Genomic DNA, 23,716 nt, shown 5'->3' on the forward strand with positions numbered 1-23,716 from the left:
AATAGCTTTAAAAATTAAGCAACAGATTACCCGGAATCTCTACCTGTGATTTGTGCATCAACCGTAGAATTTTGTCGGAGAGAATCCATTTAAGGCAGTTGATTTCTTCTAAATATCAACCCGTAGATTTAGCAAACCCCAGGAATGAAATCAGGCGTGTCAAGGAGGGACGCTAAAAACTTGCCGAAAGGCTTGACTATTGTTGCCTTTTTAGCCTTCGTTGATCTGTTTTAGGTGAATGTGCTTGTAGCCAATTTTAATTTCAAATTCATCCCCTGGTTTCAGGTTCATTTGATTCGTGTAAGTTGAACCAATGACAATTTGGCCATTTTTGTGAACACTCACCCGATAGGTCGGCTCTCTCCCACGGCCATCTTGACTGCCACCGGGGTCTAGGGGGAGTCCTTTTGCTTCAAGGACAGCATCATAAAAACCCGTCAAATTGACACGAGTCGAGCCATTTTTCGTACTGCTATATCCACAAAGCTTTGCTGTTTCTCGCCGGGGCAAATGGGATAATTCCTTTACTTTACTCAGCAGAGCCTTTCCTTTCAAAGGAGTTGTCGGGATGTCACTCATATTTCTAAAACGCTTGTTTTTTGAGTCTAAATTTTTGTCGGCAATAAACTTACCACATTTGTAAATATAACTGCAAAAATTCTGTTTTGCGCAGTTTTTTTAAAAAGTTTTTTAAAAGAGGCCCTGGAATTTTTTAAAGTTTTCGGAGTGGCGCTGATTATTTGTTAACTTTATCGACAATGATTTTAACTGCCGAATTCATCCCGATAGACTAGGAAGGGAAGAAATTTGTGGCAAAAAGAGGTTGGCCATGGACATCGCCTTCAATATGGACATCGCCTTCAATATTTTGCGCCAACGGCAACGAAACGTCGCACCAGAATTTTTCACTTATCAGCTTTCTGTGCCAGAAAGTACAACAATTTTAGATTGTCTAAATCAGATCAAATGGCAGCAGGATGGCAGTTTAGCTTTTCGCAAAAATTGTCGCAATACCATCTGTGGGAGTTGTGCCATGGGGATTAATGGCCGGGCGGCCTTGGCCTGTAAAGAAAATGTGCGCCAAGAAATTACCCGTCTACAAGGCACCGATTCTGATCCTGGAGCCATTCCCAAAATTACGATTACTCCCCTGAATAATTTTCCGGTGATTAAGGATTTAGTGGTAGATATGACCGCCTTTTGGCAACAGCTAGAAGCGGTAGTTCCCTATGTCCAAAGGCGATCGCCCCAGGTTCCCGAAACAGAATTTCGTCAGTCTCCCCAGGAGCGCGAAGCCCTCAACCAAGCAGGCAACTGTATTTTGTGTGGCGCTTGCTATGGCGAATGCAATGCCGTCACTGTCAACCCCGAATTTTTAGGCCCCCACGCCCTCGCCAAGGGGGAACGACTGCTCAAGGATTCCCGGGATGATACAACCACCACTAGGCTGGATCACTACCACCAACCAGCAGTCGGCGTCTGGGCCTGTACCCGCTGTTATCAATGCAACTATGTCTGTCCCCAAGAGGTTGACCCCCTCGACCGCATTACCCAAATCAAAAGCACCCTCCTCCAGCAAAAAGATCCCGCTGAAAGTCGTGCGGTACGCCACCGGAAAACCCTCCTTCACCTGGTGCAAGCTGGGGGGTGGATCGATGAACGGCGCTTTGCTTTGATGGTGATTGGCCTCCAAAGCGTTGGTGAGATTTTTCCGTTGGGTTGGCGGATGTTGTGGCATGGCAAATTTCCCGTGACCTTCGAAGCTTCAGAAGGCACCAGCGCCGTGGCGGATCTGATGGCCCAGGTGATGGCTTCCAAGCAGGGAAGTCAAGATTATCCAGTAAAATGAGGGGGCTTAAATTAAATAAATTTTCTACAAAAAACGTTTATGGCAGCACAGGTGACAACTTCAACGGATAAAGTTTTGCGGCAGCCGATCCTCGGCTCCCGTCGTTTTAGTAATATGCTTTGGGCCAGTGTTTCTGCCATTGGTGGCATTGGTTTTCTGTTAGCTGGTCTTTCGAGTTATTTTCACAAAAATCTGCTGGGGGTGAGTGACCCCAGTAATATCCAATTCATTCCCCAAGGGGCTGCCTTAACGTTCTATGGCGTTGCCGGAACGCTATTGTCTGCCTACCTCTGGTTTGTGTTTTTTCTTGATGTGGGCGGTGGTTACAACGAATTTAATAAAGAAACGGGCAAGGTGACTATTTTCCGGAATGGCTTTGTGGGCAAAAACCGGATTATTAATTTCCAGTATCCCCTCAAGGATATTTTGTCGATTCGAGCAGAGATCAAAGAGGGCTTAAACCCCCGGCGAGTGCTCTATCTCCGGGTAAAAAATCGGGGTGATATTCCCCTCAACCGAGTCGGAGAGCCGATTCCCCTCGCGGAACTGGAGAATCAAGGGGCTGAGTTGGCCCGCTTTTTAACCATTCCCCTGGAAGGTCTCTAGATCTTTCTAAGTACCTGAGACGAAAAAAAGACAGTGGGCGATCGCCTTCGCTGCTTCCTATAATTTTTCCAGGTTTTATCTAAAACAAAAGTACGACTAAATTTCTATGGAACGACCTTGGCAGCTATTATGTCTCGCACTCTTGGTGGGCAGCCTCAGCTTGAGTGGCTGTGCGCCGACAACGGAAACATCTTCCAATAATCCAACGGCCACCCCACCCAGTGCCGAAAATTATAAGCCCCGTTTAAATTGCCCGAATCCAGCTTCTACTGAGGCCACCCCAGAAGATAGCTGTACAGCGGTGGTCGAAATGGTACTCCAGAGCCAATCTGAAGCAGTGGATGGCCAAACGATCCGCATTGAACTCAATGGTGCAGATGCGCCAGTGACGGCGGGGAATTTTGTGGATTTAGTCAGCCGTGGCGTCTATGATGGCACCGCTTTCCACCGGGTAATTCGGACGCCGGAACCCTTTGTTGTCCAAGGGGGTGATCCCCTCAGTAAGGACAGCCAAGTGCCCCTCAATGCCCTGGGCCGGGGTGGTTTTACGGATCCGGAGACGGGCATTCGTCGGGATGTCCCCCTAGAAATCAAGCTCCAGGGTGAGGAACAGCCCGTTTATGGCAAGGCAGAACTTGATCCAAATCAGGTGGTGCTTAAGCATGACAAAGGGGCGATCGCCATGGCTCGTTCCCAACTGCCGAACTCCGCCTCGTCTCAGTTTTATTTTTCCTTGGGGCCGAATGATTTCCTCAATGGGAACTATGCAGTGTTTGGCCAAATTACCGAGGGTCTTGCGGTGATCGACAAAATTGAAATGGGCGATCGCATTCAATCGGCGCGGGTGATTGAAGGAGAAGATCTCCTCGTGAAATAAAAAAGGACTAGGTCGCGTTTGAGCATTACCACGTCCCGCAACAGTTCAAAATATTGCCAGTGATCCAAATCTATCTGGGTCACTTTTTTGTTGGCAAATACAAAGGCGATCGCCTCCTGCGCCCCCCCAGAAAAAAACGATACACTGTTGGACATAGGTTTTCTCTGTCCCGTCGCCATCCATGAACAATTCTCCCACTACCTTTTGTCCCGTCCCGGAAGAGCAACAGCCCCTCAACGAATATGACCAACTCAAGGAATCCTGGTTTTTTAGTTGGGGCAACATGGAAATGGTCTGCTACATCCGCAAGGTAGCCTGGGTCTGGTTTTGGGCGACCCTCATCTTTACCCCTATTGCTTGGGCGAGTTTTCCCTTCGACCGCTATCCAATTAAATTGGTCTTGAGTGCCAATCTCGGCGGGATGTTTTTATTGAGTTTGGTTTTACTGCGCCTTTACTTGGGGTGGCGCTACATCCGCGATCGCCTCCAAACCGAGAAACTCACCTACGAAGAATCCGGCTGGTACGATGGCCAAATTTGGCGTAAACCCGAAGCCGTCCTCCAACGCGATCGCCTGATTGTGTCCTACCAAATTGCGCCGATCCTCGCCCGTATCCAACAAACCAGCTTGATTGTCGTGGCGATCGCCATCGGTTTGATCAGCGGTCTGTGGCTGCTATAAACCCTTAAATCTTCACAATCATTCCCGCCCCTCCCATACTTTTCCCCTATCCTTTTACTGCTGAACTTTTATCCCCAATCGTTATGTCCAGAGGCAAACGCGTCCAAGCTCCCCCCCTTGAAATTAACCTCCTCCGGGAAGGTCTCAAAGAATCCACCCACATTGCCGAAGCCGTAGTGTGTGACACCAAAGGCCGTGTCCTGTCCATGGCTGGGGATGCCGAAAGCTCTGCCTTTATCCGGTCAGCCCTTAAACCCTTCCAAGCCCTTGCTGTGATTGGCACCGGGGCCCTAGATCATTACAAACTTTCCGATAAAGATTTAGCCGTCATTTGTAGTTCCCACCAAGGCACCAAGGAACACGCCCGTCAGGTGTTTCGCATCCTCTGGCAGGCGGATCTAGAATCTGACGTTTTGCAATGTCCGATTCCCCACGGCAAAGACAGCGCCCTCGAGCACAATTGTTCCGGAAAACACGCAGGGATGCTGTTGACCTGTAAGCATTGCAACTGGGGCCTCGGTAGCTATATGGAAAAGTCCCACCCCGTCCAGGCTCTGATCCTCAATAAAATTGCCGAATTACTCCAGATGCCCGCCCAGGAATTTATCGGCGCACGGGATGATTGCGGTGTCCCCACCTATTTGATGCAGCTTAGCCAGATGGCCACTCTCTATGCCCACCTCGCGTCTGGCGATCGCCTAGATGTTGAGCGGGTTGTGCGGGCGATGACCTACCACCCCACCATGGTGTCTGGCCGGGGCGGCTTCGACACAGAATTAATGCGCCTCTCCGAGGGAGAAATCGTCAGTAAATCGGGTGCCGAGGGAATTCAATGCATTGGTCGCGTCGGTGAAGGGTTAGGTTTGGCAATCAAGGTCAAAGACGGCGCAAAACGGGCTAAATATGCCGTCGCCCTCTATCTTTTGACCCGTTTGGGCTGGATTACCCCGGCGGTCTCCGATACTTTGGCGGAACAATTTTTATCCCTTAGTCCCTATAAGCGTTTAGATGTGGTGGGTGAATTATCCCTGGTTTAGGCGGAAGATACCTTTGCCGTTGCCCCCAGGAAACCCGATACAATAGCAAACAGTCTTTGGGCACGGCACCATGTGGGAAAATTTCAGTCTGCAACTGTATCACCTCCAGCAATTTAGTGACAGCCTGGTCAATGAGCAGCTGAGCCATTGGAGTTTGTTGAGTATCTTTTTGGTGTTTGGGGCGGGCCTCCTCACCAGCTTGACCCCCTGCACCCTCTCCATGTTGCCCATCACCATTGGTTACATCGGCGGCACCCAGGATAACGATCGCCTCCAAGCCTTTTTCCAATCCCTGTGGTTTTGTTTTGGGCTCGCGACGACCCTGGCGGGCCTGGGGATCGTGGCGGCGGGCTTTGGCCAGATCTACGGTCAAATTGGCGTTGGCTTACCAATCATCGTCAGTGCGATCGCCATTTTGATGGGTTTAAATTTGCTCGAAATTGTCCCCCTGCGTTTTCCTTCCCTGGGGGCGACCGACTGGATTAAGCCGGATTTCCCCAAAGCCCTGCGGGCCTATCTCGTGGGCTTAACCTTTGGTTTGGTGGCTTCCCCCTGTAGTACCCCGGTGCTGGCGACCCTTTTAGCCTGGGTTAGTACCACCCAAAACCTCGCGTTGGGGGCGGTATTGCTCCTTGCTTATACCCTTGGTTATGTGGTGCCTGTCTTGATTGCCGGAATTTTTACCGCTTCCCTCAAACGCTTGCTGTCCCTGCGGCAGTGGTCGGGCTGGATTAACCCCGTGAGTGGTGCTTTGCTCCTGGGATTTGGGCTGTTTTCGCTCCTCATTCACCTGCCCATTGGCCTCGCCTAGATTTTCCCTAACCCTGAACGGGCTTTTTTCTTGTTAATTTGTCTTTTCTCATCCCCTAAACCATGACAGTTTCTGATTCTTCTCCTAATTCTCCGTGGCACAGTTTTCCCCGCAAGGTCTGGCGCACGGGTTTAAAGTGGATTGCGGATCTCCGGGTGGCGATCGCCCTGCTGTTGCTCATTGCGGTATTTAGCATTCTAGGAACCGTCATCGAACAGGGCAGTACCATCCAGTTTTACCAAGAGAACTACCCTGAAGATCCGGCGTTGTTGGGGTTTTTGTCTTGGAAAGTTCTATTAGGGTTGGGACTGGATCATGTTTATACAACTTGGTGGTACTTGGTTTTACTCCTCGCCTTCGGAGTGAGTTTGATCGCCTGTACCTTTCGGCGGCAACTGCCTGCCCTGAAAACAGCCCAAAATTGGAATTACTACAGCCAAGCCCGGCAATTTAATAAATTAGCCCTCAGTACGGAATTGGATCATGGTTCGCTCCAGAGCCTAAAACCCCAACTCGAAAAAAAGCGCTACAAAATTTTTCAGGACGGCGAAAAGCTCTATGCCCGGAAAGGGATTGTGGGGCGTATTGGGCCGATTATTGTCCACATCGGCATGATCGTCACCTTGGTGGGTTCTATTTGGGGAGCCTTTGGGGGGTTCATGGCCCAGGAGATGATTCCCAGCGGCGTGAATTTTAAGGTCAATAATGTGTTTAAGGCGGGGATTTTTTCCGAGAGCGATCGCCCTTGGTCAGTGAACGTGAATCGTTTTTGGATCGACTACACCCCCACGGGTGACATTGATCAATTCTATTCAGATCTATCGGTGGTCGATGAACAGGGCCAGGAGCTTGAGCGCAAAACGATTTCGGTAAACCACCCCCTCCGCTACGATGGCATCACCTTTTATCAAACCAGTTGGTCTATTGGTGGTGTCCAAGTTCAACTGAATAATAGCCCGATTTTTCAATTACCCGCCGCCCAAATCCCCACGGAGAATGGAGCGAAACTCTGGGGCAGTTGGGTCCCCATTAGGCCAGATATGAGTGCTGGGGTCTCGATCTTGATGCAGGATCTCCAGGGCAGTGCCATTGTCTATAACGAGCAGGGAGAATTGGTCGGAGCGGTACGGGTTGGCGATCGCCTAGATGTGGGGGACATTAGCTTGAAATTGGTTGATCTTGTTGGTAGCACTGGTCTCCAGATTAAGGCTGATCCCGGTGTTCCTGTGGTATATGCAGGCTTTTTGTTGGTGATGCTTGGTGTCGTGATGAGCTATGTTTCCTATTCCCAAGTGTGGGCCCTGGCCGCTGGCGATCGCTTTTATCTGGGAGGAAAAACCAATCGCGCTCAGGTGGCCTTTGAGCGGGAACTCCTGGAAATTATTAACACCCTCGAAACATCATCTGCCCAAGCAACCCCAGAAAATACCTTGACATCAATTGAGCAATAAAATAACCGATTGGGCTACACCAACGAGGAAGCCCAGTACTCCCCCCAAATTAACGATGGCTTGGAGTTCATTTTTAACAATGCCCTGAATGGCGCGTTCTAGTTCCCTGGGGCTGGTATTGTTCACCCGCTCAATGATTACTTGATCAATGGCGAGGATCGGGATCACTTGACTGATAATTTTTTCGAGGTCTTTTTCTAAATAGCGATCCAAAAGCAAAGATAATTCTTGGCTAACGACACCCAGGGAACTATCTAAGACTTGAGACGCTTGGAGCCGCCGTAAAATCACCACCGACAAATTATCCCAATCCACCGACTCACCAATATATTCCATCAAGCCCGCCCCTTTATCCTGGAAATACTGGCGGATTGTTTGGTGAAAACTTTTACGGAGTTGCCGCACCGTAGACACAGGCAAATTTTGGAGGGACAAACCCTGGAGCCAGAGGCGCAATTTAAGGCGAATTTCGAGGGTGAGAATTAACTCTTGGAGGCGGGCGTTGGCAATTTCTCGTTCTTCTAAACAGAAGGCCCGGAGGCGGGTCAGGCTATTTTTAACGCCAAATAGGTTCGCAACGACCCAATAGGTACCGCTGGTTTTTTCCCGGAGGCTGGTGTCGATAATTTCAATATTTTTGTCGGTAAGAAAATCAATGGTCGCCTGACGGAGAATATCGGGGGTTAGAACGGTACGCAACAGCCAATCGGTAAGCTGGCGGGCTTGGGCCTCCGTAAGTTTAAAGTCCAGCAGCAGTTGATCAAACAGTTGGTAAACCTGGGCTTCTAAGAAGGTATCTTCCCGAGACCAAACTTTAATGAGGCGGGGCAAAGATTCGCTGGCTAAGTCTCGTAGAATGGCCGCCAGAATCCCAGCGGTTTTTTGTTCTTGTTCGCCCTGGATTTGTGCAAAGGCCAATTGCAGCAGCCACCGGATCGCGGCTTCGATGCGTTCGGTTTGGAGCAGTTTTTGGGCGAGCTTTTGGATTTCTTCGGGGGTGAGCAGCGACCCCATAATAATCCGGGAAATGTTGCGGGCGAGGCGGTCTTGGTTGGCGGGGATCAGGCCTGGGGTGAAGGGTAAACGGCGATCGCCAAGGTAGATGGCCTTGTAGGGACGAAACAGCATATTGATCGCAATGTCATTGGTGAAATACCCAATCACAGTGCCAGCAACAGGGGGTAACAGTAACGTCCAAAAATTCAAAGCTGTGGGTCATTTTGTACTCAACATCTCTGATTTTAGGGCTTTTAGTTGGGCGATCGCCTGGATTGAGATGTAACTTTATTGATTGCTAGGGCACAAAGGCTTCGCTTCCTTGGACTGACGGAAAGGGGTTAAAGGTCACTTCTGAATTGCTGGGTTCCTTACGCCACAGCTTTTGGAGACCATTGGCGGCGATGGTGATATACAGGACATCCTGGGGTTGCAGTTGCCGTTGCAGGAGGGGCCAACCGTGCACCGCTTCCCCCTGGGATTCGAGGTAGAGGGGGACAAAATTTTGGGCGATCGCCGCATCTTGAACCCGCTGTCCACAGAAAGGATGGTTTGGGGTAATCAAGGTTGCCAGGGCAATCCACAGCAGATCGTCGGTCATGCCGTTGCCAAGGATACGTCCCCCTAGGGCGGCGGCAGCAAAAGAATGGGTTGCGAGTTCCGTCGGGGAAAGCACCAGATCAAAGGAAAAGACTTCCTGGGCCGACTGGGCAAAATTCGTATCTTGAATACGGACAATCACATTGACCTTGGGGGCGATCGCCTTGGCACTCAGGGCAATTTCGACGTTGGTCATGTCCTGGCTGGTGGCGGCAATGAGGGCCGTTGCTTTGGCAATCCGTGCATCCCGTAAACTGCTGGTCACACTGGCATCGGCAAGAATGACCGGAATCCCCAAGGTTCTGGCGGTGCGTAAAAAGCGGTTGTTGTGGTCAGTTTCGAGAACAACAACGTCATAGCCCTGGTGGTGCAGTTGGCGGGCGATCGCCATGCCCATCCCTCCCAAGCCACAGATCACGTAATGGTTTTGGTGGGGAATTTTTGTCGCATCCCAAAACTGACGAATTCGACTTCCCAAAATGAAATCATTGATCAACGCATAACAGATCCCCACGACTCCAGCGCCGACCACCATCATCACCGCCGTGAAAACCTTGACCCAATCGGGGGCGAGTTCCGCGACTTCTTCTTTTCCCCCGGCCCCAGTGATCATCCCCACTGAAAAATAAAGGGCATCCACCAGGGACAAATTAAAATTCACACAAACATAGGTAAAAGTGGCAATGCAGATGGTCACCAACAACGCCACCGTCACTAGGGTCATTGGCCGCACGTGATGTTGGTACTGCCGTAGATTGGCGATCGCCTTCCGAAATTTTTGCCAGAGGGAATAACGTTGACTTTTAACCTGGGGCGGCGTCCCTAAGATTAAGTGATCCCCCACCTGGAGGGTTTGGTCGGCCACCACCGCCGACACCAAATCCATTTCCCCCTGGGCTGGTAGGTAGTGGATAAACATCCGCTCCGGATTTTCCCAAAGCTCACTGAGGGGTTGGCCTAACCAGGGATGATCCGTAGTGATCACTTCTTCATAGATCGGCCAGGTTTTTTCGTAGAGACGCAGTTGGCCGATGGCTTTATTGCCCAGGGCGGCAAAGGCAAAAATGGGAGCGGCCAGGGCCGAAACACTCATGGTCACATGATCCGGCAGGGTTTGATCGAGGCGATCGCCCAGGGCTTGGTTATAGATACGATTGACAATGCGAATATTTGGATTTAGCACCCGCGCTTGGGTCAGCACCGCAAGATTGAGAGCATCATCATTACTGGCGAGGACGAGGGTTTGGGCCGCATGAATGCCCGCCCGCACGAGGAGTTGTCCCTGCCTGGGGTCTCCCACAATAATGCCCGCTGCCCGCTGATGACTGGGGCGATCGCTAATGCCGATCACCTCAGCCCCTTGATTTTGCAGTAGACGAAAAATCTTATATCCCGTTCGTCCTAAACCACAGACAATAATTTTTGGTTGCATGGAAACTGGGCCTGGGTTGATCAGGACTTATCTCAACAGATCAATTACCCTTCCTGTTTTAAACCCAAACGTTCCCGGCGAGTGTAATGAACCACACAGAGCAAAACAACTTCACATTTAGAGGCCAGAATTAGCACCCCTCTGTAAGCAACCCAGGATGATTCCCCCAGACTTGCCCCCAAAGCCCTGTAGAATATTCTTGAAAAAATCAACAGTTTTCCAAACGTAGCTATGGTAGTTGCAGACGCTCACACCCAGGGCTTTTCCCTCGCGCAATATCTCCAAGAACAAAAGACCATCGTCGAAACCGCCCTTGACCAATCCTTAGTTATCACTGAGCCTGTCACCATCTACGAAGCCATGCGCTATTCCCTCCTGGCTGGGGGGAAACGGTTACGCCCGATTCTTTGTCTTGCCGCCTGTGAAATGTTGGGGGGCACCGCTGCCATGGCGATGAATACGGCCTGCGCCCTGGAGATGATCCACACCATGTCTTTAATCCATGATGATCTGCCCGCCATGGACAATGACGATCTCCGTCGAGGCAAACCCACGAATCATAAAGTTTACGGGGAAGATATTGCCATTTTGGCGGGGGATGCCTTGCTTTCCTACGCCTTTGAATATGTGGCCCGCACCCCGGATGTTCCGGCAGAACGTCTGTTGCAGGTGATCGTACGCCTCGGTCAAGCAGTGGGGGCTGAAGGCCTCGTCGGTGGCCAAGTGGTGGATCTCGAATCGGAAGGGAAAACCGATGTTGCCGTAGAAACCTTGAACTTTATCCACACCCATAAAACAGGGGCATTGCTGGAAGTGTGCGTTACGGCGGGGGCAATTTTAGCCGGGGCGAAACCGGAAGAAGTGCAATTACTCTCCCGTTATGCCCAAAATATTGGTCTGGCTTTTCAGATTGTCGATGATATTCTCGATATCACCGCCACAGCGGAGGAACTAGGTAAAACGGCGGGCAAAGACCTCGAAGCCCAGAAAGTGACTTATCCGAGCCTATGGGGTATTGAAAAATCCCAGGCTGAGGCCCGCAAGCTGGTGGCAGAGGCGATCGCCTCCCTCGAACCCTATGGTGAAAAGGCCAATCCCCTTAAAGCCCTGGCGGAATACATCGTTAACCGTAAAAACTAACCCGCGTCACGGCCAAGCACCATGGATAATTTCAGCGCAGTTTTCCAAAATCACATCCTGATTGTGGCATTAGTGGCCTGCATTACGGCACAGTTGCTCAAAATTCCCATTGATTTGATTCGTTATCAAAAAACCAGCCTCCGTTCCCTCTTCAGTGCTGGGGGGATGCCCAGTGCCCACTCTGCTCTGGTGGGGGCTTTAGCGACAGGGGTTGGTCAGGCGAAAGGATGGGATAGTTCTGAGTTTGCGATCGCCTGTTTGTTTGCGGTGATTGTAATGTACGATGCCGCCGGAGTACGCCAAGCTGCGGGTAAGCAAGCGCGTATTCTCAACCAGATCATTGATGATATGTTCCAGGAAAAAGAATTTAGCGAAGAACGGCTCAAGGAATTACTCGGTCACACACCAGTACAGGTATTTGTGGGGCTTTCCTTGGGCATTGCGATCGCCTTTTTTGCCAATAGCCAACTGGCCTAGACCCAGATCCTGACCTTCATCCCTAAACGAATTTCTTCTTATTTCTAAGCTTCATGATGCAATCTACGACTTATTTTTTCGGGGCGATCGCCCTGGCTTTTTCCCTGGGTGCCTGTACCCAAAACAGCACCACCCCAGAATCTAACGCCACTGGAGGCGGAACTGTTGCGACCCCAGAAGCAGCACCGGAAACCCCAGCGTCGCCCCCAACCCTCCAATTCACTACCCTGGAATGGGAAGCCAGTCCCGTTAGCCTTGAAATCCAAGACCAGGTGGGACAGACCTTCGAGTTTTCCTGTCCGCCGGGGGATCCCAGCCAAAGGATTTGGGGTACGGGTGTTTACACCAGCGATTCTTCCATTTGTGCTGCCGCCGTCCATGCAGGTCTATTCGCCGCAGAGACCGGGGGAAATTTAACCTTAGAAATCCTCGCGGGCCAAGACCTCTACACCGGTAGTCAACAAAATGCAGTGACCAGTCGTGACTACGGCGCTTGGGGTGGGAGCTTCCGTTTTCCGGAGGCCAGTGGTAACGCTGCAACAACGCCAAATATCCAGTGGGATTCGACCCCAGGCTCCTTCGGGATTGCCGAAAATGTTGGCGATCGCTACAGTTTCAATTGCCCACCCAACGGTGAACTAGGGGCCTCGGTCTGGGGGACGGATATTTACACCAACGATTCCGCAATCTGTGTGGCAGCGGTGCATGCCGGAGAAATTGACCTAGCTACGGGCGGCCCGATCACCATCGAAATTGCCCCCGGTCAGGACAGCTACACCGGCGGCGATCGCAATGGCGTAGTTACTGCTGACTATGGCTCTTGGGGCGGCAGCTTCATCTTTTTAGACGAATAAAGCAACCAAAGACAGTTCCCTAGGGTTCGGGGTAAGCATGGGTCACATAGGGAACCGCGACAACTTTTCCAGTCACTTCTCCTGCTGCCACTTCTAACCCTTCTCCACCCACTTTCGTACGGACATAACCAAGGGCAAAGGTGTTATCCGGGTCAATACTGGTGATGACGCCGGCCCGTTCTTCACCCACAAAAATTTTGCAAGGGACTGCTACGGGGGCAGAAAGTTGAATCCCAAAGAGGCGCTGTTTAACGCCTTTGTAGGTATTGAGGCGGGCAATGGTTTCCTGGCCAATGTAGCAGCCTTTATCAAAGGAAATACAATCCCAAAGCCCTGCTTCCAGGGGATTATAATCTTCGGTGAGTTCTTGGTCGGGGGCGGGTCTGCCTTGGTGAATGCGCAATTTTTCCCAGGCTGCTTCGCCACAGGGGATCATTCCTAAATTCATCAGAGCTTGCCAAATTTCGACACCAGCCTCGGCGGGAATATACAGGGTATAGCCCGGTAATTTCAAACTGTTCCCCGTCGCACAGAGAATGTTTTGTCCCTGGATTTCTAGAAATTGATGACCACCAGCCGGAAAGTCAGCTAAGGTTACACCAGTGAGTTTTTCGAGAATTTCTTTGGCCTGAACACCCATCAAAGACAGAATATTAAACTGCCCAGAAAGATCACTAATTTCTACTTTGTCCATTGGAAAGAGAAACCGATCAAACCATTCCAGGAGAAAGGTTTTTTTCTGGGGCGAGACCTGCACCCAGAGGGCATCATCCAGAATATGCACCGTGGCGAGATCGATGGTGCGGGCCGTGGAATTAACGAGGACAGTGTCACAGCTTTGGCCCGATTGAAGCTGCTGGATTTGATTGGTGCTTTGGTTGTGGAGGTAGCGTTGACGGTCAGCGCCCGTAAAGTTGAGGAGACCCCAATGGCTTTGGTCATAGAGCAGACAGCCATTGCTGAAATCTTGGGAAATGTCGGCGTCGTTCCCAAAGGTTACAACGGCCTCACCGGAAGCTGTTAAAGGAAAGCCTTGGTGCTGGTGGTATTGCAAAAGGGGGGTCATGGCAATGGTCATGGATACTCAATTTGGCACAGATTCCATTATGCCAAGGGGAGAGGTTACACTGACAGAGATATTTTCTATGTGTTGTTTGGGATCGCCACCTATGGACTTATTTCGTCAACAGATTCTGCCGTTTTTAATTTTGCTGGTCTTCCTCTTGGCTTTAGGGATTGTCAGCGCCCGGATTTTTCTCCCCACCGATATGCTCGCCCCAGCACCCATTAGTTTTTTGGGCTAGGTCATGCTACCAGCGGGCTTTTCTCTGAGACGGGGTGCGATGATCGACCGACCGTTATTGTTAAAGTTTTTGCACCGCAGTTACCAGGAACTTTATCCGGAAACGGGCTTCGATCACCTCCGTACAACCTTGAACCATTACTTCACAGTGGATACGCCCCTCTGGTGGGTACGGACAGAAACGGAGCAAGTGGTGGGTTGTCTCTGGCTGGGCAATAGTGTTGATCAGATTAGCGGCGATCGCCACAGTCATATTTTTCTGTTGTATGTGATGCCGGAGTATCGCCGTCGGGGGTTGGGTTCGGCGCTTATGGCCACAGCGGAACGGTACGCGAAAACCAAAGGCGATCGCCAAATTACCCTCCAGGTTTTTACGAATAATCAGACGGCCCAGAGCTTTTACCAAAGCCTCACTTACCAGCCCCATGCAATCTTGATGCGAAAAATCCTCCCCTAAAGGATCTATGGCTCAATCTCGACTCCAAGTTTTTTGTGATCGCCTCGAACAGGAACTCCGGCCCCACCTCGATCTCACTAGCGAGCATCCCCACCATCCTGTGATCGTACGCCATTGCCCCAACCCTTGGTATTGTGTGGGCACCGGGAACTATGCTGCGGTTGTCGCCCACCCTGACTTTCCGGCGTGGGTAGTAAAGGTCTATGCCCCCCACCGGGAGGGATTTGCCGCAGAAGTGGAAGTTTATCGTCGCCTAGGGACCCACGCTGCGTTTTCGGAATGTTATTACGCCAAGGATGGCATTTTAGTGTTGCGGCGTTTGCATGGCACGACCCTCTACGACTGTGCCCACCGGGGGATTCCAATTCCGAGAAAAGTCATTGAAGATATTGATCAAGCCTTGGATTATGTCTATGCCCAGGGCCTCAATCCCCACGATGTCCACGGGAAAAATGTGATGCTGGGGGTCGATGGTCGGGGACTTGTGGTAGATATTTCCGACTTCCTCAAACCAGAGCCCTGTTATGCCTGGAAAGATCTTAAACGGGCCTATTATTGCCTTTATCGACCCCTGATTGCTGGTCTCAAATTAAAAATTCCCTATGCTTTTTTAGACCAAGTACGCACGGTCTATCGCGTTTATCGTCGGCTTGGCGATCGCCTTTTTTTGAAACCTTGAAACCCTAGAGGCCGTGGCGTAACTGACGTAAAATCTGTTGGGTTTTCGGATCAAGACTATTTAAGAGTTGCCCCCGTCGCTGCTGGCGTTGGCGTTTGCGATGATCCCGGGAACGTCGATTGGCGGCGGCCACATCCGATTGCAACTTTAAAGAAGACATCCATTCCGCCCCATAACCCACCACCGTATGCCGTTGGGCCTGGTCGGAGGTCACCACAATTACCCGTCGGGGCGTATTATAGTCGTGCCGAAAAGCGGCGCAGGCTTTTTCGATGTAAGTATCGGCAGTTTCCGAGAAAGCGGTGTAGTAAGCGGAAACAAATTGCGTATGTTCTTCTTCTTGGCTAGGGGTCTGCTGGTAATGGGCGTCAAAAACGACTTTTGTCCGGTAGCAGTTGTGGGAGGCGTAGTTAATTAAAACTTCAATCAATTCGTCCCGTGCCATCTCAAGGCCGTGGCGATCGCGGGTTGCCTTAAGCTCCTGCCAAGCACCAATGACGTTATAACCATCCACTAATAGTAGCGCTTCGGGGGATTGGGACTTCATGACTCACTCGTAACCTCCATGGTGAAAAAACAAAAGGATTTTAATGGATAAAAACCACATCCTAACAAGTTTTGTCACGCTTCTGCCATCGTCGAAATTATCGCTGCGGTCTGCTAATATCGTTCACCATTGCGAGAAGACAAAGACTTCCTTGGGGTTGCATCCCCTTGCCGTTCATTTTAGTTAAGGCTTTATTTTTAAGTTGCAATTCTTTTTAAATACCTCCCCAAAAAATATTATTTCAAGCAAAACGTTGCCCGTTTTTTTATTATGGTTTTGGGTAATTTTAGGCGGGATTATTCGCCTGACAAACCTTGGTGCAAAACCCTCTTGGACCGATGAATTTGCGACCCTCCTCTACAGTCGCGCCGAAAATTATAATCAACTGCCCTACGACGAAATTCTCACGGGGAAAGAGCTTTTAGCGCCCCTGCTCGGCTATCCAGACCAAGGGGTCACTGAAGCGGCCCATTTTTTGATCCATTACGATAACCACCCGCCGTTGTATTTCATGGTGGTTAACCTCTGGCAGCGCCTATTTCCCCTAGAGATGGGGGGGTACATTTCCATTGATGGGGTGCGTCTCCTCTCGGTGCTGCTTAGTTTGTTAGGCATTGGATCGCTTTATGGTTTGGCAAAGTGGCTCTTTCAGTCGGAAAAAATTGCCCAACTTACGGCGGCTTTGATGGCTTTTTCGCCCTTTGATATTTACCTGGCCCAGGAAGCTCGTCACTATACATTAATTGGTCTGTTTGTGATCGCTTCCTTGGGATTTAGTTTCCTAGTGCTGCGCCAAATTAAGACCCGGCAGGCGCTGTCCTGGGGGCAAGTTTTTGTGGGGATTGTCCTCTGTGGGGCGGGGCTGTTAGTGCATTACTTTTTTGTTCTGACGCTTCTGGCCGAGGCGATCGCCCTGGGGTGGTGGATGGTGACCTACCGCAAATATCCGATTCCGAAGCAATGGTGGCGTTTAGGAACGATCATTCTGACAGTGGGGCTTTTGGGGCTGATCTGGAAAACCCAAGTACTCCCCGACAGCTATGGCATGAGTATGACTAGCTGGATTCGCCTTGATCGCAGTGATTGGCTGGCATGGCTCAGTCCGGTCTTTCAGTTGTTGGCCACCGTTGTCACGATGGTGATGCTTTTGCCCATCGAGGTGGATTTTTTGCCGACGGTAATTGTCTGTGGTGCGGTGATGATCGTGGTGGGTATTCGTTTTTTGACCCTGTGGCGACAAGGCATCAAGGCCCAAAGCACAGTGCCTCAGTTTCAGGATGAGTTATTTTTTCTCTGTCGTTTTGTGGGGGCTGCCTGGGGACTCTTTGGGGTGCTCAGTTTTGGCCTCGGCATCGATATTACCCGTGGGGCTCGCTACAGTTTTGTGTATTTTCCGGCGGTAATTCTCTTGGGAGCCGTTGGCCTGAGCTATTTTTGGCAGCGGGATCAGATTCGCTGTCTAGGGGTTGAAACGATGGGGACTCGGTTTCCCCAGGTGAAATCTGGGACAAAGGCGATCGCCTTTATGGTGTTGATTAGTTTTTGTAGTGCCTTAACTGTCGTCCATGATTGGGGCTACCAAAAGTACTACCACCCCGACAAAATCGTTGACCGACTCGCAACAGCAACCCAACCTGTACTGATGGTGCTCCCCCGGGAAAGCACCGTGCAAATTGGCGAAATGATGGGGATCGCCTGGGAACAGCAACGACGCACCCTAGAACGCCCTGTATTTTTTGCTTTTGTACCGAAACAAGATGCGCCAGCAGCTTACACTGACGATCTAGACAGAATCAGCGCTCAATTTTCCCAAACGCCCTTTGAATTATGGTCGATCAACATCTTTGAACCGATTCCTCTGTCAAACTGCCGCGCTTCTGAACAAGTTTGGGTTTCTGGCTACTACAGCGATGTTTACCAATGTACCCCTGATCTGCCATTTCCCAGGGGATAAATTTAAGCGGCTTTTCTCAGTGAATCTTCTCAGCGGGATTCAACCGCAAGGCACTTTTGTTAACAACCGTCCCTAACCCTGGGCCTCTAGCTTTTGGTTCGTGCGACTTAAACGCTCGGCTAAGGTTTTCATGATTTCGATGGCAAAGTAGGGATTTTGCTGGATGAGGAAGGTAAATCGCTTTTGGTCAATCACCACGAGGCGACAATCCGTTTTGGCGATCGCCGTTGCACTGCGGGGGGAACCCGGCTCAATGACGGCCATTTCTCCTAGAGCTTCCCCTTCACCGAGGATACTCAAGGGTTGCCCTTGAAACTGAATTTCCACTTCCCCGGTTTGGATAATGTAGAGCAGATTGCCCGGGGTGCCTGCGCTAAAAATTACAGTGCCCGCCGCGAAATCCTGGGTGTCGTGGTCATGTCTAAATAAGTCAAAATGCGCCATCATGATTTAGTTCCTTCTGAACTCTCGAAATAAATTTCTAAAAACGAGCCAATGCCCGCCTATTCACGATCATAGTGGAGCTAAGGCCGCTTTTTTGCGTATTTCTTTGGGCTTATCGCGAATTTAACTTCCCCTTTACCAAGGCTGTTTTTAGCGGGGTGCTTCGGTAAAAGCCTGGACACGACCATCGGGATTTAACACTAGGCGAAATGTCCGACTTTCAGCAGGAAAAGAAGCGCCAACATTGCGACCCACAGAGAGAAAAGAAAGTTGGGGTTGATACAGTTCGGCGGCTTTACCAATGGGAAAGACTGTTTCAATGGCCCCTTGTTCACTGAGCTTTAAGCGATATTCTAGGACTTCACCGAGGTCGGCGGGACTCTGCCACTGGGTTTGAAAATGACGTTCAACTCGCTGTTCGGGGTTTAGCCTTGGGGCATTGGCGGGAGACAGGGCGATCGCCTCTTGCTGGGGCGCATCAGCAAATTGTTCTGCTTGATCGGCAGCGGTGGTTCTGGCCATTTGTCCCCCAAAGCTGGGGGCGACGCTCAGGCTGGTGTTCTCCCTGGGGGCAGTAGCCGTGATCGGGGCCGGATCATTACTAGGGGGACTGGGGGGGGATGCGGTTGGGGGAGCCGGATTCGCAGTCGTGGTTTCCCCTGGCGTCGGTTGAGTCAGATCAACGGTTTGGGGAGCAACCCGTGGGTCATCTAGGGGCGCATCGGCTGCGGATGGCACTGGCGAGAAGGTATAGGAGGCGTGGGGATCTGGAGGGATAAGCTCCACTTGGTTGCCCGCTTCATCCGTAGCTTCGAGGTTTAGGGCACTACTGGTTTCCGGGATTTGTTGCTGTTGCCAAACGGCGTTACTAATCCCCACCACGAGGAGAAAAGACGCGGCGATCGCCCCCCAGCGAGTGACAGTCCGGCGTTGTTGGCTAGCAGTGAGGCTGGGTAAAGCCACCATGTCCGTCTGGTAGGTTTCGAGGGCCTCCGCCAGGTCATGGAGTTGGGTAGCGTTGAGTTGGAGGGCCGGGCCAGATTCCTTGGTTGCTAGGCGACCCAGGTGGAGGGTATGGGACAAAAGTCCCTGGGTGACAAGCTGGGGTTGGGGCAGGGTGGCGACGGTCTGACCAGGGGTGTTGTGGTAGCCATAGACAGAGGTGGCTTGGGGCAGCCATTCTAAGTCGGGACTGAGGTCTTGGAGAAACCCTTGGACATACTCATTGACGGCGGTGGCGAGGGCATCCAATTGGGGGCGATCGCCTTTGATGACGATGCGCTGATCGGGGCCAAGGCGCGGATCATCAAAACTCAACTCAAAATTCAATTCTTTAATCAGCGGCTTCCCTGTCCACTGGGAGAGGGCCGAGGTTTTCGCTGCCACTTCCAGGCTACAGGTGGGGGGAGTATAGCGACGGGTGAGGGTGGGAGAGAGCATAGGAACCATCTAAGAACGAAAACAAACTACGGGGGAATTGAGTAAAAAAGAGAAAAAATCAAGGGTGGAGTTTAGGTCAAGTCTCTAGGTTTTGCCTTGATCGATTAATGCTAACCAGAGGCGTCGATGTCCATTTTTGGCCCCATAGAACAGCAAATCAATCAGTAATTTCAGGGCGAGTCCCACTAAGGAGGCTGAGGCGATCGCCTCCCCTTCCTCCATGCGTTCTTGGTAGGTATTGCTAAAGTTATCGAGGTAATCCCCTAAAAGAGCGGCTCGGTGGGGTTCCTGGCCTTGTTCGGTCATCTGTTCCAGGAGAGCGCAGGCGCGGCGAATGTCATCCTGCTGCTGGCGGGCTAAATGGCAGATGATCAACACCAAAGAGCGGGCTTCTTCGACGTCTAATTTTTTGCGGCCCCCACTACTTTTCCGGAGAGGGTTAGACTGTCGCAGTCGCCATAAGGTAACGCGATCGCCGATGACCGCCTCTAAATTTAGCTCTTTGGCCGCCTGTAACATCGCCTCTGAACTCAGGCCCGCTAAGGACTCCAACGCCAATAAGACCAAGTCCAGATGACTTTTAATATTCTCTAGCTGCTGACCATCGGGGGGCTGGGCCAGGGGCAAATCCGCAAAAGACGCAGGGGTAGGAACGGCTTGGAGACTAGGGCGCATAGTTACAGCTTAGGTGAGAAAAATAGAGACCAGCGTTGGGTTACAGATTTTGCAACTCCCTTGTGGCAACCCCGTGATGGGCAACATATCCCCAATATTATGCCCCACCCCTAGGACACGACTCGGTCGTGCTCAAGATGTAATGGTGGAAAAGTGGAGTTTTTTGGTTGCCAAACCCCATGCCTGTCGGTCTTAACGGTGCATTTTCCCACACGGTCAAAAATGGTCATATTCACAAGGGAAAACAACGTTCAAATGTTGCCGATATGGATGACCGTCCATTGAACATTCCAGTAAAAAGTTGACATACTTTCCCGCCGTAAACGGTCGAAGATTTCTTGATACTTAGCTGGGTTGCAACACAATTAGCCTTGCCATCTCTCCATGTCCGCTTAGGGTCTCCCGATGCTCTTTACCAGAAAGCTGTCCTAAAAGGGGACTGAACTTACTGAAGTTAAGACGGGGTTTTAGCTCCATTCTTCCGGTCATTAATCAACGCCTTCAATGGGAGCAAAGCCTTGACGCTGAACATTTTCCGTCACATGACGCGGCTCTAGGAATTGCAGGAGATAGTCAGGGCCACCCGCCTTAGAATCTACACCGGACATATTGAAACCTCCAAACGGTTGACGGGCCACGATCGCCCCCTTCTCTCTCTTCACATGACTGAACTTCCGTTTATTTACCAAAATCTGCAAAGTAATCCTTGTTGGTTGCTAAGTCTTCTGGAGCCTCAACGCAGCCAACAATATCTCCAGCAAGTTCGAAGGCACTGACTTCTTTTTCTAAATTCTCTAATTTCTGTACTAAATCGACTGTCTCAGTTTGTTTTTGTCGCCGTTGTCCACGTGCCACAATCGGTATCTGTGTGAAGTCATATTCAGGACGCAAGTCGTCATTTATTTCCGAATTTTGAGGCATGTATTTTATGATGAGCAGTTTCAGTAAATCTATATTAGTATCTGGATTAAAATAATGTTATGTCAGTAGTTTGAGTCGTTATTCGCAAGGTTGCCTGCCTTACAGAAGGAGTTTCCCCATGTCCCAAGCCATAAAAGCCGTTTATCGAAGTGGTACGTTTATCCTTCAGACAGATTGTGACTTGCCTGAAGGCGTTGAAGTGGAGCTTTTGGTGCAATCCTCTCAAGTTATTCCTCCTAAAATTACTGATCTTGCCGCTCGACAAAACTTTCTAATGCAACTTGTAGAACGGATGCAACAAACTCCTATCCCTTCTGATGCTCCTCGGTTTACGCGGGAGATGTTGCATGAACGCGGTTGATACGAACATTCTTATTTACGTTAACGATCCTCGTGACCCGCAAAAACAGGTGATCGCTGCATCTCTAATATGTTCATTAACAGACGGTGTTTTGATTTGGCAGGTTGCTTGTGAGTATTTAGCTGCCAGTCGTAAGCTAGAACCATTAGGCTATGACAAAGCGCAAGCATATCAATATATTCGTGACTTGCAGCAAGTTTGGTACACGGCTTTGCCAAATTGGAATGTGATTGATCGTGCTGAAGATTTAATGAATCGCTTTAGCCTATCCCATTGGGATTCGATGATTGTTGCGGCTTGTTTAGAGGCAAATATTGAAATCCTGTACACCGAAGACTTTGGTTACTCAGCTATTGATGGCTTGAAAATTGACAACCCCTTTCAAAATACCTAACTAAGGCGATCGCCCCTTTTCTCTCCACACAACTGAATGGCGATCGCCTGTATTTTTTCCTCAAAAGTAGAATGTGCTAGCGCATCATCATGTATTAAACAGAACAATAAGATCAGTAATCTGCCAGATAAAATATGTAGCCTTTTTTTAGAATAAACTCATCTGAGAGTCATCTTCTCCACATTCTAAAGGATCAGACAAATCATTCAGTATTTCATTTCGGTCAGAATTATATAAGAAGAAATATAATGACGAATCAATTATTTTAATTATTTTCCCACCTCGATCATAATCAACAAAAGGTGGTCGAATACTTTTGTTGATTTGATGTTGAGTAATGTTGTGCAAAAATTTACTTAAGTCGCTGGATCGAACATCCTCGCTCCTATGATGTATTCTTCTGATTTCTTCTAAAATGAAAGATTTAGGCAATCCTTTTTGGAGAATGGAAAAGTCTATTATCAATAACAACTTAATAAAATAATAAGGAAATCCCAATGATAATTTTCCACTTTGAGTGCTAGTTTTCCGTAAAACATCTGAAAATGATTCAAAGTTTCTTATATGGCGAGCTGCATAATCTTGGGTTTTCCCCTGTATTGAAGTTGCTAAAGACTCAAAAGATATACTAATCCGATTTTCATTAGTTTGAGAAAGACCTTGAGTAGAACAACACTTTTTACACAGTTCTTGAACGACGCCGATACTATCAAAAGAACGTTCAATTAAATTTTCTTGGATTTGAGAAAAATCAACATTTAGTAATTTTGAGCCTTTATCAATGACTCTACGAAAATCGTCTTTACTCCAAGGTTCAACTGGTATTTCAATCACACGATCTAATAAATCCCCATTGTATTGAACTAGGCGATTTGCTTCGCGCCAAATTCCTAAAATAACAAATACAATTTCATAATCTTGAAAAATGCGGAGATCGTACGCTAATGTCTCTTGAGTTTCTTGCGATAAATAGTGAAAGTTTTCTAAGATGATAACTTTATTGAAACTGTTTTTATTGAGTAGCTCGGAAACATCTTGAGCTAAGGCAAGATTATAATCGATAAAAGTTTCTGTCGTCCCACGTGAATGTGAGGCATTTCCTTGAATATCTCCTTCAACTTCTGCCTCAGATACAAAGGGAACCTTAATTGTTACGTTTGCTTTCCCTCCAAGACTTCCTTCAGTCTTGTTTTCTTTAGTATATGTCTCTAAAAAACGGATATTTAATTGTCTTAAAATCGATCTATAAATATCAATTGCTTGAGTTGAAGGAGAGCACTCGACTTTGACGTAATCTTCTTTTTTGAGATGCTTTAATATTAAGGAAGTCTTCCCTTGCTTGGACGCTCCATAAACAACAATTTGCTTTTGTTCATGTAGAGCCGACTTAAACATATCATCGACTTTAGGACGTTCGATATATGATTTAATTAACTTAGTACTAACTCCAAATACTTCCGTAACTTGATACTTCTTAGACATTAGTTATTTTTATTATATGAAAATTTTTAAAAATAGAAATCTAAATTATGGCAAGTCTTTCGAACCATAGATTGTGCTAAGTATCTAATACTTCTTCATTTAACTGCGAAGCATTTTGTTTCATCAAACGCATTAGTAAGCGTAGCCCTTCATTTACGGCATTGGAGTCCGGAAACAGTTTGGCGACATCTGGGGTCTATATCGACTGTCACAGTTGCTTTTTGTCGTCGTCCTTGTCCACGCGCTA

26 protein-coding genes are annotated in these 23,716 nt (G+C 49.4%); 16 read left to right on the forward strand and 10 right to left on the reverse strand.

What is annotated here, in order from left to right:
* Positions 1-210 precede the first annotated feature (210 nt).
* The gene (locus AACT35_RS04825) at positions 211-579 is read right to left on the reverse strand and encodes an AbrB family transcriptional regulator (RefSeq protein WP_012306720.1); all 369 of its coding nucleotides are present in this window, start codon (positions 577-579) and stop codon (positions 211-213) included.
* 250 nt (positions 580-829) lie between these two features.
* Between AACT35_RS04825 and AACT35_RS04830 the strand changes: the two genes are divergently transcribed.
* From AACT35_RS04830 to AACT35_RS04860, 7 genes are all read left to right on the forward strand, one after another.
* Positions 830-1,849 (forward strand): succinate dehydrogenase/fumarate reductase iron-sulfur subunit, encoded by a 1,020-nt coding sequence (locus AACT35_RS04830; RefSeq protein ID WP_254048088.1) that lies wholly within the window; start codon positions 830-832, stop codon positions 1,847-1,849.
* Positions 1,850-1,888: 39 nt separating this feature from the next.
* The gene (locus tag AACT35_RS04835) at positions 1,889-2,455 is read left to right on the forward strand and encodes a photosystem I assembly protein Ycf4 (protein WP_012306718.1); all 567 of its coding nucleotides are present in this window, start codon (positions 1,889-1,891) and stop codon (positions 2,453-2,455) included.
* Positions 2,456-2,561: 106 nt separating this feature from the next.
* Complete coding sequence (locus AACT35_RS04840; RefSeq protein ID WP_099241054.1) at positions 2,562-3,332, forward strand: peptidylprolyl isomerase; 771 nt, start codon at positions 2,562-2,564, stop codon at positions 3,330-3,332.
* A 181-nt stretch (positions 3,333-3,513) separates the two neighbouring features.
* On the forward strand, positions 3,514-4,014 hold the full coding sequence (locus tag AACT35_RS04845; protein ID WP_012306716.1) for a CGLD27 family protein: 501 nt from the start codon (positions 3,514-3,516) through the stop codon (positions 4,012-4,014).
* Between the two features lie 83 nt (positions 4,015-4,097).
* Positions 4,098-5,051: an asparaginase gene (locus AACT35_RS04850; RefSeq protein ID WP_012306715.1), complete on the forward strand. Its 954-nt coding sequence runs from the start codon at positions 4,098-4,100 to the stop codon at positions 5,049-5,051.
* Between the two features lie 70 nt (positions 5,052-5,121).
* A complete protein-coding gene (locus tag AACT35_RS04855) occupies positions 5,122-5,862 on the forward strand; it encodes a cytochrome c biogenesis protein CcdA (RefSeq protein WP_099241056.1) in 741 nt (246 codons plus the stop codon).
* Positions 5,863-5,924: 62 nt separating this feature from the next.
* On the forward strand, positions 5,925-7,313 hold the full coding sequence (locus AACT35_RS04860; RefSeq protein ID WP_099241058.1) for a cytochrome c biogenesis protein: 1,389 nt from the start codon (positions 5,925-5,927) through the stop codon (positions 7,311-7,313).
* Here the strand turns inward: AACT35_RS04860 and AACT35_RS04865 are convergent.
* Positions 7,299-8,477, reverse strand: coding sequence for a DUF445 domain-containing protein (locus AACT35_RS04865; protein WP_445267901.1), 1,179 nt, complete (start codon positions 8,475-8,477; stop codon positions 7,299-7,301). The genes AACT35_RS04860 and AACT35_RS04865 overlap by 15 nt on opposite strands.
* Positions 8,478-8,607: 130 nt before the next feature.
* Entirely contained in the window at positions 8,608-10,341 is a 1,734-nt protein-coding gene (locus AACT35_RS04870; protein WP_099241060.1) for a potassium channel family protein, read from the reverse strand.
* A gap of 231 nt (positions 10,342-10,572) precedes the next feature.
* Between AACT35_RS04870 and crtE the strand changes: the two genes are divergently transcribed.
* Genes crtE through AACT35_RS04885 form a run of 3 tightly spaced genes read left to right on the forward strand, consistent with a single transcriptional unit; the run spans position 10,573 to position 12,812 of the window.
* Entirely contained in the window at positions 10,573-11,481 is a 909-nt protein-coding gene (crtE, locus tag AACT35_RS04875) for a geranylgeranyl pyrophosphate/diphosphate synthase/geranyltranstransferaseCrtE (RefSeq protein WP_099241062.1), read from the forward strand.
* A 21-nt stretch (positions 11,482-11,502) separates the two neighbouring features.
* Complete coding sequence (locus tag AACT35_RS04880; RefSeq protein WP_030006209.1) at positions 11,503-11,958, forward strand: divergent PAP2 family protein; 456 nt, start codon at positions 11,503-11,505, stop codon at positions 11,956-11,958.
* A 53-nt stretch (positions 11,959-12,011) separates the two neighbouring features.
* On the forward strand, positions 12,012-12,812 hold the full coding sequence (locus AACT35_RS04885) for an LCCL domain-containing protein (RefSeq protein WP_099241064.1): 801 nt from the start codon (positions 12,012-12,014) through the stop codon (positions 12,810-12,812).
* A gap of 19 nt (positions 12,813-12,831) precedes the next feature.
* Here the strand turns inward: AACT35_RS04885 and ygfZ are convergent, their stop codons facing one another.
* Positions 12,832-13,890 (reverse strand): CAF17-like 4Fe-4S cluster assembly/insertion protein YgfZ, encoded by a 1,059-nt coding sequence (gene ygfZ / locus AACT35_RS04890; protein ID WP_099241066.1) that lies wholly within the window; start codon positions 13,888-13,890, stop codon positions 12,832-12,834.
* A 91-nt stretch (positions 13,891-13,981) separates the two neighbouring features.
* Here ygfZ and AACT35_RS04895 point away from each other — a divergent pair, with 91 nt between their 5' ends.
* Genes AACT35_RS04895 through AACT35_RS04905 form a run of 3 tightly spaced genes read left to right on the forward strand, consistent with a single transcriptional unit; the run spans position 13,982 to position 15,251 of the window.
* Positions 13,982-14,116, forward strand: a complete 135-nt coding sequence (locus tag AACT35_RS04895) for a hypothetical protein (RefSeq protein ID WP_255447843.1) — start codon at positions 13,982-13,984, stop codon at positions 14,114-14,116.
* 39 nt (positions 14,117-14,155) lie between these two features.
* The gene (locus AACT35_RS04900) at positions 14,156-14,572 is read left to right on the forward strand and encodes a GNAT family N-acetyltransferase (protein ID WP_234991421.1); all 417 of its coding nucleotides are present in this window, start codon (positions 14,156-14,158) and stop codon (positions 14,570-14,572) included.
* 7 nt (positions 14,573-14,579) lie between these two features.
* The gene (locus AACT35_RS04905) at positions 14,580-15,251 is read left to right on the forward strand and encodes a serine/threonine protein kinase (RefSeq protein WP_099241068.1); all 672 of its coding nucleotides are present in this window, start codon (positions 14,580-14,582) and stop codon (positions 15,249-15,251) included.
* A 4-nt stretch (positions 15,252-15,255) separates the two neighbouring features.
* Here AACT35_RS04905 and AACT35_RS04910 read toward each other — a convergent pair whose 3' ends face one another.
* Complete coding sequence (locus AACT35_RS04910; RefSeq protein WP_062433333.1) at positions 15,256-15,798, reverse strand: NYN domain-containing protein; 543 nt, start codon at positions 15,796-15,798, stop codon at positions 15,256-15,258.
* A gap of 253 nt (positions 15,799-16,051) precedes the next feature.
* Between AACT35_RS04910 and AACT35_RS04915 the strand changes: the two genes are divergently transcribed.
* Positions 16,052-17,752, forward strand: a complete 1,701-nt coding sequence (locus AACT35_RS04915) for a glycosyltransferase family 39 protein (RefSeq protein ID WP_099241070.1) — start codon at positions 16,052-16,054, stop codon at positions 17,750-17,752.
* 72 nt (positions 17,753-17,824) lie between these two features.
* Here AACT35_RS04915 and AACT35_RS04920 read toward each other — a convergent pair whose 3' ends face one another.
* From AACT35_RS04920 to AACT35_RS04935, 4 genes are all read right to left on the reverse strand, one after another.
* Positions 17,825-18,199 carry a Crp/Fnr family transcriptional regulator gene (locus AACT35_RS04920; RefSeq protein WP_099241071.1) on the reverse strand — a complete coding sequence of 125 codons (375 nt, stop codon included), beginning with the start codon at positions 18,197-18,199 and terminating at the stop codon, positions 17,825-17,827.
* A gap of 147 nt (positions 18,200-18,346) precedes the next feature.
* On the reverse strand, positions 18,347-19,636 hold the full coding sequence (locus tag AACT35_RS04925; RefSeq protein ID WP_158227983.1) for a DUF4335 domain-containing protein: 1,290 nt from the start codon (positions 19,634-19,636) through the stop codon (positions 18,347-18,349).
* 84 nt (positions 19,637-19,720) lie between these two features.
* Positions 19,721-20,311, reverse strand: coding sequence for a DUF3038 domain-containing protein (locus tag AACT35_RS04930; RefSeq protein WP_012306700.1), 591 nt, complete (start codon positions 20,309-20,311; stop codon positions 19,721-19,723).
* A 678-nt stretch (positions 20,312-20,989) separates the two neighbouring features.
* Positions 20,990-21,232: a hypothetical protein gene (locus AACT35_RS04935; RefSeq protein ID WP_099241077.1), complete on the reverse strand. Its 243-nt coding sequence runs from the start codon at positions 21,230-21,232 to the stop codon at positions 20,990-20,992.
* A 118-nt stretch (positions 21,233-21,350) separates the two neighbouring features.
* Here AACT35_RS04935 and AACT35_RS04940 point away from each other — a divergent pair, with 118 nt between their 5' ends.
* A complete protein-coding gene (locus AACT35_RS04940; protein ID WP_099241079.1) occupies positions 21,351-21,593 on the forward strand; it encodes an antitoxin family protein in 243 nt (80 codons plus the stop codon).
* Entirely contained in the window at positions 21,580-21,987 is a 408-nt protein-coding gene (locus AACT35_RS04945; protein WP_099241081.1) for a PIN domain-containing protein, read from the forward strand. Before AACT35_RS04940 ends, AACT35_RS04945 begins: the two co-directional genes overlap by 14 nt.
* A gap of 147 nt (positions 21,988-22,134) precedes the next feature.
* Here AACT35_RS04945 and AACT35_RS04950 read toward each other — a convergent pair whose 3' ends face one another.
* On the reverse strand, positions 22,135-23,469 hold the full coding sequence (locus tag AACT35_RS04950) for an AAA family ATPase (protein WP_099241083.1): 1,335 nt from the start codon (positions 23,467-23,469) through the stop codon (positions 22,135-22,137).
* Between the last annotated feature and the right edge of the window lie 247 nt (positions 23,470-23,716).

The sequence above is a fragment of the Synechococcus sp. BDU 130192 genome (genome assembly GCF_963876085.1).
GTDB lineage: Bacteria > Cyanobacteriota > Cyanobacteriia > Cyanobacteriales > MRBY01 > MRBY01.